This is a genomic window from Natronospirillum sp., assembly GCF_022565775.1.
GTDB lineage: Bacteria > Pseudomonadota > Gammaproteobacteria > Pseudomonadales > Natronospirillaceae > Natronospirillum.
Map to the genome: position 1 here is coordinate 1 of NZ_JAIUMC010000085.1, position 13,377 is coordinate 13,377.

The window sequence follows — 13,377 nt, forward strand, 5'->3', positions numbered from 1 at the left end:
TCGTATAGCGCATAGCCCACCAGGGCGATCAGTGGCAGGCGCAGAAAATCCATGGGCACCACCAGGGTTGCGTCGGCCAGCGACAGGGCACGCACCATGCAGTAATGGGCGGTCAGCCCGGTGACACCCACCACCATCACCCACGGCCAATGGGCAGTTGTGAGAGGCACCCAGTCAAAGGCTGCGGGTACAAACCCGAGCGGCAGTTGAATCAGCATCATGAAAAACAGGATGCACAAGGTGCTGTCGCGACCGGAAAGCTTCTTGGTGAGTGTATGTGACAGGCCATAAGCCACAGCGCCACCGAGGATAGCGAATGCGGCGGGATGAACAACGTCCATTCCCGGTCGCAGGATCACCAGCACACCGACAACCCCCAACAGAATGGCCAGTACTCTGGCTCCGGTGATGCGCTCTGAAAGCAGAATTGCAGCAAATATTGCTGTCCAGATGGGCACGGTGAACTCGATGGCGAACACAGCCGCCAGTGGAATGAACGCAATGGCATAGAACCAACCGAACTGACCACAGAAGTGCACCAGATTCCGCAGGAGATGAATCCTGATGTTCTGCAGCGACAACTGCTGCCAGCCCACCCGGCTCAGAATGGCTGATATCAGCAGCAGGCCAATCAGGCTGCGGATGGCCAGAATCTGAAAGGTGCCGAGGTCTGCCGACAGCTCCCGCGCGGCAATTGCCATGGCTGCAAAAGAGACCAGCGTGCCGCCCATCCAGGCGGTGGCTTTGAGGGCGTGGGCCTGCACCTTTCAGCGGCTCCCTTGCGGCGCACGCTTGAGGAGTGGCCATGCCGGACGAGTTTCATGGTGCGAATAATACTCGGCCCAGCGGTCGCTTTGTTTGCGAGCCTGCCTCAGATTTTTATGCATCGCGTTCAGACCAGACTGCAAATTCGTTCCCGCTGGGGTCGGAAAAGTGGAATCTGCGGCCGCCCGGGAAAGTGAATATGTCCTGAATGATCTTGCCGCCGGCTGATTTGATGTCTTCCATGGTGGTCTCGAGATCTGCGCTGTAGAGGACAACCAGTACGCTGCCCATGGCAGCAGAGGCAACCCTGTCGGACTTGAAAAACCCGCCATTCAGCCCGGCATTGTCAATGGCAATGTACTCAGCGCCATAGTCGACAAACGACCAGCCAAAGGCCGAGGCGAAGAACGTCTTTGTCGCTTCGATATCCCGGCAGGGCATTTCAACATAATCTATTTTTCCTGTTTCCTGCATGACGCTCTCCTTTTCTTTTTCGGTCGTATCTGATTTGGTCAGATGCAGTATTTTCAGATGTCAGTAGGGGGGGGGTTACAAGCCGCCCGAGGGGTCTATAAAGCTGCCTGTGACAAAAGACGCCTTTTCAGAACCGAGCCAGAAGATAGCCTCAGCCACTTCCTCCGGCTGACCGCCGCGCTGCATGGGGATTTTCGACTGCAGGCGGTCCACCCGGTTGGGCTCACCACCGGAGGCATGCATCTCGGTGTGGATTAGGCCGGGCCGTACCGCATTGACTCTGATCCCCTCGTCGGCGACCTCCAGCGCAAGGCCTCGGGTCAGGGTATCAATGGCACCTTTCGAGGCGGCATAGTCGATATATTCATTGGGTGAGCCGCTTTTGGAGGCACCGGAAGAGACATTGACGATTGCCCCGCCTGTACCACCATTTTGTGTGGACATGCGTTTGACGGCCTCCTTGCAACAGATAAAGCAACTCATGACATTGGTGCGCAGCACCTGTTCAAAACGTGCCTCACTGATGTCGATCATGCGGCACTGATCTTTCAGAATGCCGGCATTATTGACCAGCACTGACACTGGCCCCAGTTCGGCGTCTACTGTTTCGAACAACCTGGTGACCTCACTGGCAACAGACACATCAGCCTTGACGGCTATGCATTGGCCACCCTTTCCCAGTATTTCATTTTTTGTCTTTTCAGCAGCCGCATCATTGGCCACATGGTTGATGCAGACCGCATAGCCGTTTTCCGCAAACAGTCTCGCTGTCTCCGCACCTATGCCTCTGCTGGAGCCTGTGATGATCGCTATCTTGTTGGGGATCATATGTCTTCCCTGTGCGTTTGAACTGACTAGAAGGGCAAGACAACCGGCACCAAGAGCACGCTGGTCATCATGGCGACTATGGTAAAGGGCACACCAATCTTGATGAAGTCAAAAAACGTGTAGTTCCCCGGCCCCACGACCAGGGTGTTGACCGGTGTTGAAACGGGCGTCATGAAGGCTGCAGAAGCAGCCAGCGCAACCGTCATGGCAAACGGATAGGGAGACAGTCCAAGCTCTGCCGCGACAGTCAGCGCCACCGGGGCCATCAAAACCGCGGTCGCCGTGTTGGAAATAAACAGCCCGAGCACTGCGGTCAAAACGAAAATGGCGCTCATGGCAATTCTCGGGCTGGCGTCTCCGATCAGGTACAGGAGACCCTCGGCCGCCATATCAATGCCCCCGGTATTTTGCAGCGCAATGGAAAAGGGCAGCATGCCGACAATCAGGATAAGTGTCTGCCAGTGAATGGAACGATAGGAGCTGTTCATATCCACACAACCAAACAGCCCAAGCAGCAAGCAACCTATCAAGGCTGCCTGCACATTCGGCACAATGCCGAACACCATCAGCGCCACCACAGTGGCGAGCACACCTACCGCAAACGGCGCCTTGGAAGGTTCCGGGATCAGCTCATCAACTTCGGCGGGCAGGTTGAGCGTGATCAGGTCGTTGTGATCCTGATGCAGCTTGTCCAGCGCTCGCCATGGGCCCACCACGAGCAGGGTGTCGCCCACTTTTAGCGGCTTGCCGATGATCGACTTCGAGCTGTCCAGAGCCTCTCTTCCCTGCTTGAGCCCAATAACCACAAGGTCATAGGTGGACCTGAATCCATTGTCGACAACCGTTTTTCCGATCAGGGGTGACGTGGCAGGAATCATCAGCTCTGCCATCCCGATCTCCTGGGAGTAGTCGCTGAAGTACTTGCTGGGCAGTGCCAGCTTGTGCAGCTTCAATTCACTGCCAAGCTGACTGACATCAATTTCCGGATCAATGATATCCAGAAAGAGCACATCTCCCTCCTGCAGCAAGGTATGCGCACGTGGCCAAATGACCTGCGCCGCCATACGCGCTTTGCGCTCAATCGCCAGAATGTTGACCCCGCTGGAAGCCCGCAGGTCGAGTTGATCCAGCCGCTTGCCGTCCAGTGGGCTTCCTTTCTCAAGTCTCAGTCGGTACTCGCGATCGGCAAGCTTGTATTCATCAATCCATTGTCTGAGGCGTGGCCTTTCCTTTTCGTTCACGTTGGCGTCGACATTCGGTATCAGCCAACGCCGAGTAAAGAGCATGTAGGCAATGGCCAGTCCCAGCAGTGGAAGGCCGAAGGGAAGGAACGAGAAAAAGTGAAATCCTTCATGCCCGGCACGAACAAGCTGGCCATGCACGATCAGGTTGGGCGCCGTGGCGATCAGGGTCATCATGCCACTGAGCAAGGCCGCAACACTCAATGGCATCATGAGGCGGCCGGCGGCGATACCGGTATTCTTGGCAATTCTCAGGACCACAGGGATAAAGATGGCGACGACGCCCGTAGAGCTCATGAATGACCCGATGCCGGCCACCGTAATCATCAGGATGATGATGAGGCGGGCTTCACTCTTGCCGGCCTTTCTGACCAGAAAATCGCCCATCCTCTGCGCCACACCGGTGCGGACAAGCCCCTCGCCAATCACAAAAAGTGCCGCGATCAATACGATATTGGGGTCACTCAATCCGGCCAGCGCCTGATCGACCGAAATCACGCCGGTGAGAGGCAATACCGTCATCATGATCAAGGCAACGGCATCCATGCGCGGCCGCCCACTGGCAAACATCGCAATGGTGATGGCCAGTAGAGCTAGGACAAAAGCGAGATCGGTAGACATGGTTTCCTTTTTATTTGCCGGGCAAAGCAATGACCCATCACGGCCTACAATAGTGGTTTGCTACGGGCTTTATCAATCCAGATACTTTGTCATGAACACGCTGTTGGGGTCTTCAACATAAGGTCCAAATGGCGGGCAAGGTGCGAAGCCAAACGAAGCATATAGCCGTCGGGCCGGTGCAAAGAATGCCATGGAGCCGGTTTCCAGGCTGATCTGCTTGTAGCCCCGCAACTTGGCTTCATGGAGAATATGCCGAACCATTCTGGAGGCAACGCCCTGGCGTAAATAGGATTCCGCAGTCTTCATCGACTTTATCTCCGCATGCTCCGGAGAGAGCTGCTTCAATGCCCCGATACCGGCAAGTTCGGTGCCGTCCCACATCGACCAGAAGGTGATCTCGGGGCTGCGCAGCCCTTCCAGATCCAGCGCATGGCGGCTCTCCGACGGGGCCGTAGGCTCCATTGCGGCGAGATGGTCCTGCAACAACCCGATAACGGCCGAGCTTTCCAGGTCATCGATTCTTATCTCCACATCCACTCCTTTGTACTTGCAGACTGCCAGGCCATCGCGAGTTTCAGGACTCCGTGACTACTTCAGTCTATCCAGTTTTCCCTTGCGGATTAAGTTTTTGTAGTCCCACTGAATCTCTCGTGCTTTTTCCAGCCAGCGCTGCAGGTCAGATGTCTGTATCTCCGAAGCCAGATTGAAGAACACTGAGGCATCCTTGAACTTCTTGCCCACCACATTCAGCTTGTCTTCTTCAAAATCTGCACCGCTCCAGAACATCAGCCGAATACCCGGCTTCTGTTTGCTGTATCCGACCGTTGGATTTCCATCCAGAAACCAGACTGGATGTCGATGCCAGATCTTGCTTTCAGCCTCTGGCAGCCCGCTGTCGATTTCGCGTGCAAGAACATCGCAAACGGCCCTGTGATCCGGTGCCTGATGTTCATTGAATATCACAATATCCGGGTGCATCTCGGACCTCACTGAATCAGAGTGGCTTCCAGGGCTGCGAAGCTTGCTTCCATGCCGTCGGCCATGCCGCTTTCGATGGCACCCTCACGAACTTCAAGGCTCGCATACAGGATGGTCATCTCGACACGAGTGCCCTGGCCCTCTTCGAAGTAGGCCGTGGTTACTCGGGTTTCGCCACCGGTCCAGTCTTCATCAAATATTTCAGTATGGACGGTTTTCTCGGGACGGTCGACGGACAGAAAGCGGCCGCTCATGCCCATGACTTCACCCTTGTCCCCTCGCCATTGGTAGCGGAAGGCGCCGCCTTTCTGCAAGTCGATCTCACAGGTTTCCAGGGTCCAGCCTTCGGGGCCGTGTAACCAGCGTTTTACCCATTCTGGGTGGGTAAAGGCATCAAATACCTGTGCTCGCGGTGCGTTGAAACGACGAGTGATGACAAGCTCACGGTCGCCGGACCTGGTCACTTGAGTAGTCATATGCGCTCCTTTTAGGTTTGGTCAGGCCGGGTCATCCGGCGGTGATGGCAGTTCTCCTTCCGCCAACAGCTGATCCAGGCGGCTGAAGTTGGCTTCCCAGATTTGGCGATAGGCTTCAAGGCAGCGACTGGCTTCGTCAAGGCGCTCAGGATTCAGTACGGCAGGGCGTTGCTGACCACGCCGGCTGCGGTTAACCAGTCCGGCCCGCTCCAGCACTTTAAGGTGCTTGGTGATGGCCGGTTGGGAGAGATTGAATGGCTTGGCCAGTTCACTGACGCTGACTTCTCCACGAGCCAGTCGCCCCAGCATGGCTCGGCGCGTGGGATCGGCCAGGGCGGCAAATACCGCGTCCAACAGGTCATTGTCCTGAGTTGCCGCTTGAGACATGCAATACCTTATAATTAACCAAATAGATATATAACTATATAGCTATATAAAAGACAGAGTCAAGTCTGACAAGAGCTGAAGACATCTGATCTATATAGTTAGGTATTGACCTAACTATGCCTGTTGCCTATACTTAGCTTTATGCCTAACTATGAGCCAGATCTTAGTACCACATTCAGTGCCCTCGGCGACCCCACTCGTCGGGGCGTGCTGGCCCGCCTGGGCCAGGGGGCGGCCACGGTAAGCGAGCTATCGCAACCTTACGACATGGCGCTTCCGTCCTTCATGCAGCACCTGAAAGTACTGGAGAAATCCGGGCTGGTGCACTCCCATAAAGCCGGCCGCTCTCGCATCTATGAGTTGCAGCCCGAGCGGATTCGGGAAGCTGAGCAGTGGCTCCAACAGCAACGTCAACTGTGGGAGCAGCGGCTGGACCGGCTGGATGACTACCTGTTGCAAATGAAGGAGGAACGAGAATGAACAATCAATACCCTTTTCCTATCGATCCCAGGCTGGACCTGGTGTTGGAGCGCGTGGTGGATGTCCCGCCCGAGTTGGTATGGGAGGCCTGGACCCAACCTGAACATCTCAAGCAGTGGTTCTGCCCCCGCCCCTGGTCCGTGGCCGAGTGCGAGATCGATTTACGTCCGGGTGGACGGTTTCGCACCGTCATGTGCTCACCGAAGGGAGAAAAACTCCCGGCCAATGACGGCTGTTACCTGGAAGTGGTGGAGAATCGTCGACTGGTATGGACCTCTGCCCTGACCCCGGGCTTTCGTCCTTTGGTGCCATCTGGCGAGGACGGTTTCCTGTTTACCGCCCACATTTTGATTGAACCGGAAGGCAAGGGCACGCGCTATACCGCGATTGCCATGCATCCAGACGAAGGCGGGCGCACAAAGCACGAAGAGATGGGCTTCTACGAGGGCTGGGCCACGGCGCTGGAGCAACTGGTGGAGCATATGCAGAACCAGGCTCATTGATTCGGCGGTTTGCTCACCGGGATATCAAAGTGCAGAACCGACTCGCGCTGGCCCAGCTTGTCGTAGAGTGCGATGGCAGCAGCATCTTCGGGGCCAGTGTCGGCCTGCACGAAAATCACATAGCCGCCCCGACTGGCGGCGATCTGCTTGAGCTGCTCTATCAGTGCGGTTGCGATTCCCCGGCGCCGATGCGATTCGTCCACCGCCAGGTCGTAGATATAGAACTCGCTGCGTGGCAGCTCGAACTTTCTCAGTTCGTACGCCGCAAGCCCACCAACGACCTCGTTGCCGTGCAGGGCAACCAGTGCCACGAAACAGTCAGAGGCCAGCAAGTCGGCCAGATACACATCGTCAGGGCTCTGGCCGGTATAGGTATCCAACTCGCCGAAGACTTCACCAAACGTTCGCAGCAATGCTCTCATCAACAGAAGGTCCGCTGAAGTCAATTGCTGCACAGCATAGTCTGTAGTCATGTCAGTAGCGCCTCCTGATTTCTTTCATCAATTGGGTCCCAACTGTGAGGCTGAACAGATCTTAACGGTAGGCTTAACGAAGCCAATGGCATAAAAAGTATGGATGGATAGTTCAGTGCGGACAAGGGCAAGAACTATCAAGCAACACACCGGAAGAGCGCTATCATGATCCAGAGCACAAGTTCCGGGAGGCCGAATGAATACTGTCCAGAAAGCCTTGTGGTATATCGAGCACCACAGTCAGGAATCTCTGACGCTCAACAGTGTTGCTTCAGCGTGCGATGTGTCGCCATTTTACCTGACACGTGCCTTCTCTGCGCTGTTCGGACAGACACCCATGCGGTATATGCGGCTGCGCAGACTCTCAGAGGCGGCGCAGCAATTGGCGAACGGAGCACCGGATATTCTCAGTGTAGCGCTGGAATATGGTTACAGCTCTCACGAGGCGTTCTCCCGCGCTTTCAAGGAAACCTTTACCATGACCCCGGAGCAGGTTCGCGTCCAGGGCCATACCGATAACCTGAATCTGACGGAGCCAATCGCTATGACTATTGGAACTCATATGCAACTTGATCCTCCACGCCGAGAATCACTCAAGCACTTGCATTTGGCAGGACTTGTCTCGCGTTTCCACTGTGATGCCAAAGCAGGAATTCCCCAGCAATGGCAGCGTTTCCAGCCATTTCTGGCGGCTCTTGCCCCACACAGTAGCGGTGCCGCGTATGGTGCCTGCTTCAACTTCGATGAGGACGGCCACTTTGATTACATGACCGGCGTTGAAGTGCCGCCTCAGGCAGCACTGCCCGCTGGTGTAGTGAGCACCACACTACCCGAGCAGGAGTATGCAGTGTTTGCTCACGGTGGGCACATTGCCGACATAACATCGGTCATGGCGGCGATATGGAGCCAGGGTATCTCCGATTTTGGTCTGGAACCCAGCGGTGGCCCGACACTGGAAAGATATGGCCCCGAGTTTGATCCTGTGTCCGGCAGTGGTGGTTTTGAAGTCTGGATTGCCGTGCGGTAACCGGATAGATTGTCAGTGAAGGACTCAAGAGTCACTCTACGACTGTGGGCTGGCAGATAGCGCAGAGGCGCTCTGACAGCTCACAATGGCGGGTGACTGGTGGATCAGGGCATCGTTGTTGATGGCCTTGACCATGAACAGCGCAAAGTCGATTCGTCGCGTGCGGTTGTTGGCCAGAATGGGATCACCGACGTGCTTTGCCCAACCGGGCAGGCCTTCGCTTTCGCCTTCTTCAAGATCACTGCCACGCACCACCGTCCATTTGCGTTGGCTTTGAAAGATCAGGTTGGTGGCGCGCATCTGGTCTTCGATATCGCCCACCCTGAGCCAGCGCGCCAGGGGGCTGGCGATGGCGACCAGAGCCTTCAAATGCCAGCTGTACTGGTCCTGACCGTCCTGGCTGATGTGCCAGCCACAGGAAAAGACCAGCCGTGCGTCTGGTGGTGACTGTTCCAGCACCGCTCGGGCGGTGCCCAGTGAATAGCCATGCACACCCCAGGGCACCAACACGGTCAGCACGGCGACACAGCCCTCGGTGGCTTGGCGGATGACCTCTGCATCGTCCGTTGCACTGCCAAACAGGGTGATGCGGTCTTTGAAGCGGTCGAGCTTGTGGCGGCTTTTCTCCCGACAGACACCGACCACCTCATAGCCTTCATTGAGGGCTATCTCTACCATGTATTGTCCCAGCTTACCAGAGGCCCCAACGATACATAATTTTTTGGCTTCCATGGTTTTACTCCTAAGAATTGACCTGATTGATCATAATCTGTTTTTAAATACCGGGTAATTGCGTAATCTGGTCTATCAGGTATGCGTTTTTGCATGGCATAGTGGCATGGTTTAGTGGCATGGATTGGACCGCAATCAAGTTTGACTGGAATCGGGCACGCGCTTTTCTGGTGACCGCAGAGCAGGGCTCTTTCTCGGCGGGTGCACGGGCTCTTGGGCTCACCCAACCCACGCTGGGGCGCCAGGTGGCCGCACTGGAGCAGGAACTGGGTGTGACCCTGTTCGAGCGAGTAGGGCAGGGGCTGGTGCTGACAGAGTCTGGCCGCGCCATGGTAAGGCATGTTCGCGCCATGGGAGACGCCGCCACCCAGTTGTCAATGGCCGCCTCCGGGCAGGCCAGCACCCTGGAAGGGACAGTGAGCATCACCACCAGTGAACTGGAAGCGGTGTTCCTGTTGCCACCGGTGCTGACCCAGTTGCGGCAGCAGTATCCCGGTATTCATCTGGATATTCAGGTGACGCATGAGGTGGCCAATCTGACCCGCCGAGAAGCGGATATAGCGCTGCGCAGCTTTCGGCCCAAACAACCGGACCTGATAGCCCGCAAGCTGTATGACGATCCCATCTGGCTTTATGGTACGCCCGAATACCTGGCGCCTTTTGGTAATCCGACCTCCATTGAGGAACTGACCTCAATTCAATTGATCGGCTTTGATCGGGAGCACCAGCTTCTCTCAGTGCTGGGGGAACAAGGCTGGCCGTTGGACACCAGCAACATTCGGCTCACCACCCTGTCTCTGTCATTGCAATGGGAGTTGGTCAAACGCCATCAGGGCCTGGCTTTCATTCCGCAGACGGTCGGCGACCGGGAGCCGCTGTTCAGAAGAGCCTTTGAGCAGTTTGGTCCGCCGCTGGTGTTGCCGCTGTGGTTGGTCTGCCATCGCGAACTGCATACCAGCCAGCGGATACGTGTGGTGTTTGATGCCATTGCGGAGGCGCTGTCTGCCAAAGAGAGTGGGTTGTGAGACAGCGATCGCAAATGACTTGCCGTTTCAAAGCCCCCGCTTCGCAGTCTGCCAGGCCTGACGTGCTTCCTGGCCCATGCCTCTGGGCAGGTGCACACGATCAGCCCCCAGATACTGCATGAACTGGCGCGCTGCGTGTGTCAGCGCCTCAGGCAGACCGTCCGGTAATTGTTTTGGGTTGATGTCCGCTTCCCAGTGCCAGGCCAGAATGGTCAGCTCGCCGTTCTGGCAGCGGCCATCAAAGCGCGCCACAAAGCGGTCACCCCACTGCACCGGCAGAACATAGTAGCCCCAGCGCCGCTCCCTGACCGGCTTGTAGACCTCCCACACATAATCGAACCCGAACAGGCGAGCTACGGCCGTGCGATCCCACATCAGCGGGTCCAGCGGCGCCAGGAAACGCACTGCGGCATCGGCTGTTACGGCTTCATCCGAAGATGAGTCCAGCAATGCCAGCGCCGCGGGTGTCGCCCAGTAGCGTTCACCCTCGATGTCGACCTCCGCCAGCTCACCATCGCGGACAGCCTCGGCCGCGACCTGGTCACGCTGCTTGCGCTTGCAGGGCAGCAGCCAGACCGCAGCATCAGCCTTGGGGCGCAGCAGACCCACTGCCTGCACCCGGCGCAGAATCAGGTGCCGCAGGGCTTCGGGCTCTGTGCCCGGCGTTGCCTTGACGGCCTCGGGCAACACCCGCTCCGGCAGATCATAGGCATGGCGCCCGGCCACCCGATGCCGGGTAACCAGCCGCCCGGAATCCCACAGGGCTTTGAGCAGATGGCGCGAGCGCTTGGGACCATACCAGGTGCCGCGCAAGCTGGGGTCAGATTGCTGACCCCCCAGTTCCAGGCTGGTGGCCGGCCCCCGATCAGCGACTTCTTGCAGCAGAGCCTGGGCTTCGTCGCCGTCCACATCCACACCATGTGCTCGCCAGCGCTGCGCAAACCAGTCATGGAAAGGCGCCTGCGCCCACCAGGCGTCGGGTTGAAAAAGACTGGCCTGCTTGTCCCAGCCATCCAATAGCAAACGATCACGATAGGCCGCCCGCTGCCAGTCATCAACGCGATAGCCCGGCACCCGAGCCTGCAGCACCAGGTCCGGGTTTTTGCCCATGGGTGACAGCGGGTCATATTGAATAGTGCCCAGGCGCTGGATAATGTCCGGCAATGCCGCCTGGCGGAACTGATACCGAGTCAGCAGGCGGCGGGCTGTGGTTGGGTCAAGCGGTAAGGGCATGAACACTTCCTTCAGGTTGAGTGCCAAGGTCGAGTCAATCTTGAGTGCTCAGGTGGTTTTTGGCCAGCAGAAGTCGAGACTCTCAGGAGCCAGGCGGAAACCAGTAAGAAGCAAGAATACTGACCCCCACAGCCACCACATTGCTCATGCTGTGCATGATCATCGGGTAGATCATGCTCTTCGACTGCTCATAACAGGCACCGTAAGCCAGCCCCAGAGCAAACGCATACACCAGTTGGAACGGGTGGTACGACAGTGCAAAGGGCGCAAACGACACCCCGACATGGGCCAGTGCGAAGATGACGGCAGCGATGATGGTCGCGTGGCTCAGTGTGCCCCGGAACAACCCACCCTTGATCCAAAGCCCCAGCAGGGTGATGGCAAACGCCCGAAAAATCAGCTCTTCGGACGGCCCGGACAACAACAGCTGAAAGCCCAACTGGCCGGTGATATTCCTCGCAGTCAGCGGGTAGGGGAAATACTGAAACGTCCCTGTTGCCATCACCAGCAGCAAAGACACCACGACATAAGCGGCGAAAATCAATGCGAAGATGCGAACCCATTTCCACCCGACGACCCTGTTTCCCCAGCCGAACCCGAAGTGCAGACCCCAGCGTCGAGCAGCGAATATCATGATGGCCAGAAAGATCAGCGCCTGCACAATATGATGGACGCTGATCCAGGCAAAAGCGCCATCAGGATCTATGCGGCTGTAGTCGAACCTATCTGCGAGCAGGCCGGCCAGGCGAGGGACACCCAGAAGCAAGAGAGCCAGACCGACAATCTTGATCGCACGGCTAAAGAACACTCGCCAGCTCCGGCAATTGGCGGAGAAGTTCAGCAAGAGACAGCTCTCCGGCATCCATACCCACTGCATAGGGCTGACCGGCACCGCAGACCACCAAAGCAAACGGGTCTACCTGTGCATGCAGCCAGAGTGCGCCGTCATTGTTGTCGCCCTGCAGGCGTATCTGCTCGATGGGAACCATCGACAGGCCGGCCACCTCGATAGGTTTGCCCATGCGAAGGCGAGTCCGGTTCATGACCGCATCGCCCGTATGGCTCGAAAGGTAGTGGGGGACACCATGAATCGAATCATCACTGTCAAGTATTCCAGTGGCACCACGCGAACGCGGCCGTTGCTGGAGAAATCCAGCACCTCTTGCGAGAAATCCGGTTGAATATCGACCTGCGTCACACCGGGTGCGTCCAGCAGCACACTGATCGGTCCCACCAGGGCCCAGGCCAGGCCTGTGTCTGCCGGATCTCCCAGACCCAACCGTCCCCGTATATCGAGATGATGAATGTGAAGGCCGGCCAACAGGCGGCGCACCAGCCTCAGCAGATGGCCAATAAAGCCTTCCACCGACAGCGCTGCCAATGGCGAGTGGCGCGAGGGTTTGGATCGTGTTTTGGGCTTGTCTTTGTCGGGTGGTTTGTCGGCTTTCTTGGTGCGGCTAGGCTTTCCGGGCAACTTCACCCGCACCAGTCCAAAAAACCACCGGAACTGGCCGCGCGCTGACCGCTGTCCAGCCTCCATACGGACGGCATAAGACATGTCCACAGGCACTGCCAGCAACAGAAGCAGCGTCAACAAGCACCCCAACACAATCCAGAGGGCGAGCACGGCACAGCCCTCAGTCCGTGCTCTCGGGAGCGTTCTTTTTCATCGTCTCGCCTATGACCTCCGCCACCCGCTCCAGAACGGAAGTCGCCGCCCCCTTGATGGGTTCTATGCGAACACCGTCCTTGTCGATGATGATCAGGGCGACCGGTTTAACACCGCCACCACCGCCCGTTCCGCCGCCGGTGCCTTCACCACCCTCCCCGGTTTTCAGGGAGCCGGTGCCCTGACCGCCGCCCGCGCCGAAACCGAACCCCACACTGACCAGTGGGATAATGGTGGTGCCTTCAATCTGAATCGGATCACCCACTACCGTCTTGGAATCAAGCATCCGTTCGATTTCGCCCATTGCTGTTTTGAGTAACGCTTCAACATGTTCCATGGCTGTGTTCCTGAAAGACGACCTTTCTGGTCGAGCAATACCCATTATAGACCTGTGCAGAGGGCAAAAATTGGGTTCATCGCACCTTTCCGGGAAAGGCGGACTTAATCTTTAAAAAGAAATAGTCG

General features: G+C 57.2%; 19 protein-coding genes. 4 read left to right on the plus strand and 15 right to left on the minus strand.

Going from position 1 to position 13,377, the window contains the following annotated elements; translation table 11 throughout:
* From LAT62_RS13195 to LAT62_RS13230, 8 genes are all read right to left on the minus strand, one after another.
* On the minus strand, window positions 1–764 hold a 764-nt coding region (locus LAT62_RS13195), incomplete at its 3' end, for a DMT family transporter (protein ID WP_293384718.1).
* A gap of 115 nt (window positions 765–879) precedes the next feature.
* Window positions 880–1,239, minus strand: a complete 360-nt coding sequence (locus LAT62_RS13200) for a VOC family protein (protein WP_293384721.1) — start codon at window positions 1,237–1,239, stop codon at window positions 880–882.
* 75 nt (window positions 1,240–1,314) lie between these two features.
* Window positions 1,315–2,067 carry a glucose 1-dehydrogenase gene (locus LAT62_RS13205; protein ID WP_293384724.1) on the minus strand — a complete coding sequence of 251 codons (753 nt, stop codon included), beginning with the start codon at window positions 2,065–2,067 and terminating at the stop codon, window positions 1,315–1,317.
* Window positions 2,068–2,093: 26 nt separating this feature from the next.
* A complete protein-coding gene (locus tag LAT62_RS13210; RefSeq protein WP_293384727.1) occupies window positions 2,094–3,929 on the minus strand; it encodes an SLC13 family permease in 1,836 nt (611 codons plus the stop codon).
* 72 nt (window positions 3,930–4,001) lie between these two features.
* Window positions 4,002–4,460 carry a GNAT family N-acetyltransferase gene (locus tag LAT62_RS13215; RefSeq protein ID WP_293384729.1) on the minus strand — a complete coding sequence of 153 codons (459 nt, stop codon included), beginning with the start codon at window positions 4,458–4,460 and terminating at the stop codon, window positions 4,002–4,004.
* A gap of 57 nt (window positions 4,461–4,517) precedes the next feature.
* Window positions 4,518–4,907, minus strand: coding sequence for a DUF1801 domain-containing protein (locus LAT62_RS13220; protein ID WP_293384732.1), 390 nt, complete (start codon window positions 4,905–4,907; stop codon window positions 4,518–4,520).
* An 8-nt stretch (window positions 4,908–4,915) separates the two neighbouring features.
* Window positions 4,916–5,383: an SRPBCC domain-containing protein gene (locus LAT62_RS13225; protein WP_293384735.1), complete on the minus strand. Its 468-nt coding sequence runs from the start codon at window positions 5,381–5,383 to the stop codon at window positions 4,916–4,918.
* Between the two features lie 21 nt (window positions 5,384–5,404).
* On the minus strand, window positions 5,405–5,770 hold the full coding sequence (locus LAT62_RS13230; RefSeq protein WP_293384738.1) for a helix-turn-helix transcriptional regulator: 366 nt from the start codon (window positions 5,768–5,770) through the stop codon (window positions 5,405–5,407).
* A 141-nt stretch (window positions 5,771–5,911) separates the two neighbouring features.
* On the opposite strand from LAT62_RS13230, the gene LAT62_RS13235 reads away from it, so the two are divergent.
* Entirely contained in the window at window positions 5,912–6,250 is a 339-nt protein-coding gene (locus LAT62_RS13235) for a helix-turn-helix transcriptional regulator (protein ID WP_293384741.1), read from the plus strand.
* The gene (locus tag LAT62_RS13240; protein ID WP_293384744.1) at window positions 6,247–6,753 is read left to right on the plus strand and encodes an SRPBCC family protein; all 507 of its coding nucleotides are present in this window, start codon (window positions 6,247–6,249) and stop codon (window positions 6,751–6,753) included. Before LAT62_RS13235 ends, LAT62_RS13240 begins: the two co-directional genes overlap by 4 nt.
* On the opposite strand, the gene LAT62_RS13245 is transcribed toward LAT62_RS13240, so the two are convergent.
* Window positions 6,747–7,226 carry an AAC(3)-I family aminoglycoside N-acetyltransferase gene (locus tag LAT62_RS13245; protein WP_293384747.1) on the minus strand — a complete coding sequence of 160 codons (480 nt, stop codon included), beginning with the start codon at window positions 7,224–7,226 and terminating at the stop codon, window positions 6,747–6,749. The genes LAT62_RS13240 and LAT62_RS13245 overlap by 7 nt on opposite strands.
* Before the next feature lie 196 nt (window positions 7,227–7,422).
* Here LAT62_RS13245 and LAT62_RS13250 point away from each other — a divergent pair, with 196 nt between their 5' ends.
* Window positions 7,423–8,253, plus strand: a complete 831-nt coding sequence (locus LAT62_RS13250) for an AraC family transcriptional regulator (RefSeq protein WP_293384750.1) — start codon at window positions 7,423–7,425, stop codon at window positions 8,251–8,253.
* A 36-nt stretch (window positions 8,254–8,289) separates the two neighbouring features.
* On the opposite strand, the gene LAT62_RS13255 is transcribed toward LAT62_RS13250, so the two are convergent.
* Window positions 8,290–8,985 carry an NAD(P)H-binding protein gene (locus tag LAT62_RS13255; RefSeq protein WP_293384753.1) on the minus strand — a complete coding sequence of 232 codons (696 nt, stop codon included), beginning with the start codon at window positions 8,983–8,985 and terminating at the stop codon, window positions 8,290–8,292.
* A 119-nt stretch (window positions 8,986–9,104) separates the two neighbouring features.
* Between LAT62_RS13255 and LAT62_RS13260 the strand changes: the two genes are divergently transcribed.
* Window positions 9,105–10,010, plus strand: a complete 906-nt coding sequence (locus tag LAT62_RS13260; RefSeq protein ID WP_293384756.1) for a LysR family transcriptional regulator — start codon at window positions 9,105–9,107, stop codon at window positions 10,008–10,010.
* 27 nt (window positions 10,011–10,037) lie between these two features.
* Here LAT62_RS13260 and LAT62_RS13265 read toward each other — a convergent pair whose 3' ends face one another.
* From LAT62_RS13265 to LAT62_RS13285, 5 genes are all read right to left on the minus strand, one after another.
* Complete coding sequence (locus LAT62_RS13265; RefSeq protein ID WP_293384759.1) at window positions 10,038–11,243, minus strand: crosslink repair DNA glycosylase YcaQ family protein; 1,206 nt, start codon at window positions 11,241–11,243, stop codon at window positions 10,038–10,040.
* 82 nt (window positions 11,244–11,325) lie between these two features.
* Window positions 11,326–12,051: a CPBP family intramembrane glutamic endopeptidase gene (locus tag LAT62_RS13270; RefSeq protein WP_293384762.1), complete on the minus strand. Its 726-nt coding sequence runs from the start codon at window positions 12,049–12,051 to the stop codon at window positions 11,326–11,328.
* A complete protein-coding gene (locus LAT62_RS13275; RefSeq protein ID WP_293384765.1) occupies window positions 12,041–12,265 on the minus strand; it encodes a hypothetical protein in 225 nt (74 codons plus the stop codon). Before LAT62_RS13275 ends, LAT62_RS13270 begins: the two co-directional genes overlap by 11 nt.
* A 17-nt stretch (window positions 12,266–12,282) precedes the next feature.
* Window positions 12,283–12,801, minus strand: a complete 519-nt coding sequence (locus LAT62_RS13280) for a DUF2953 domain-containing protein (protein WP_293384768.1) — start codon at window positions 12,799–12,801, stop codon at window positions 12,283–12,285.
* Between the two features lie 79 nt (window positions 12,802–12,880).
* Window positions 12,881–13,249: a GerW family sporulation protein gene (locus tag LAT62_RS13285; protein ID WP_293384771.1), complete on the minus strand. Its 369-nt coding sequence runs from the start codon at window positions 13,247–13,249 to the stop codon at window positions 12,881–12,883.
* Window positions 13,250–13,377: the final 128 nt, after the last annotated feature.

Coding starts and splice junctions, on each gene's coding strand:
- LAT62_RS13200 (WP_293384721.1), bottom strand. CDS start 1,239: ATGCAGGAAACAGGAAAAATAGATTATGTTGAAATGCCCTGCCGGGAT.
- LAT62_RS13205 (WP_293384724.1), bottom strand. CDS start 2,067: ATGATCCCCAACAAGATAGCGATCATCACAGGCTCCAGCAGAGGCATA.
- LAT62_RS13210 (WP_293384727.1), bottom strand. CDS start 3,929: ATGTCTACCGATCTCGCTTTTGTCCTAGCTCTACTGGCCATCACCATT.
- LAT62_RS13220 (WP_293384732.1), bottom strand. CDS start 4,907: ATGCACCCGGATATTGTGATATTCAATGAACATCAGGCACCGGATCAC.
- LAT62_RS13225 (WP_293384735.1), bottom strand. CDS start 5,383: ATGACTACTCAAGTGACCAGGTCCGGCGACCGTGAGCTTGTCATCACT.
- LAT62_RS13230 (WP_293384738.1), bottom strand. CDS start 5,770: ATGTCTCAAGCGGCAACTCAGGACAATGACCTGTTGGACGCGGTATTT.
- LAT62_RS13235 (WP_293384741.1), top strand. CDS start 5,912: ATGCCTAACTATGAGCCAGATCTTAGTACCACATTCAGTGCCCTCGGC.
- LAT62_RS13240 (WP_293384744.1), top strand. CDS start 6,247: ATGAACAATCAATACCCTTTTCCTATCGATCCCAGGCTGGACCTGGTG.
- LAT62_RS13245 (WP_293384747.1), bottom strand. CDS start 7,226: ATGACTACAGACTATGCTGTGCAGCAATTGACTTCAGCGGACCTTCTG.
- LAT62_RS13250 (WP_293384750.1), top strand. CDS start 7,423: ATGAATACTGTCCAGAAAGCCTTGTGGTATATCGAGCACCACAGTCAG.
- LAT62_RS13255 (WP_293384753.1), bottom strand. CDS start 8,985: ATGGAAGCCAAAAAATTATGTATCGTTGGGGCCTCTGGTAAGCTGGGA.
- LAT62_RS13260 (WP_293384756.1), top strand. CDS start 9,105: ATGGATTGGACCGCAATCAAGTTTGACTGGAATCGGGCACGCGCTTTT.
- LAT62_RS13265 (WP_293384759.1), bottom strand. CDS start 11,243: ATGCCCTTACCGCTTGACCCAACCACAGCCCGCCGCCTGCTGACTCGG.
- LAT62_RS13275 (WP_293384765.1), bottom strand. CDS start 12,265: ATGGGCAAACCTATCGAGGTGGCCGGCCTGTCGATGGTTCCCATCGAG.
- LAT62_RS13280 (WP_293384768.1), bottom strand. CDS start 12,801: ATGTCTTATGCCGTCCGTATGGAGGCTGGACAGCGGTCAGCGCGCGGC.
- LAT62_RS13285 (WP_293384771.1), bottom strand. CDS start 13,249: ATGGAACATGTTGAAGCGTTACTCAAAACAGCAATGGGCGAAATCGAA.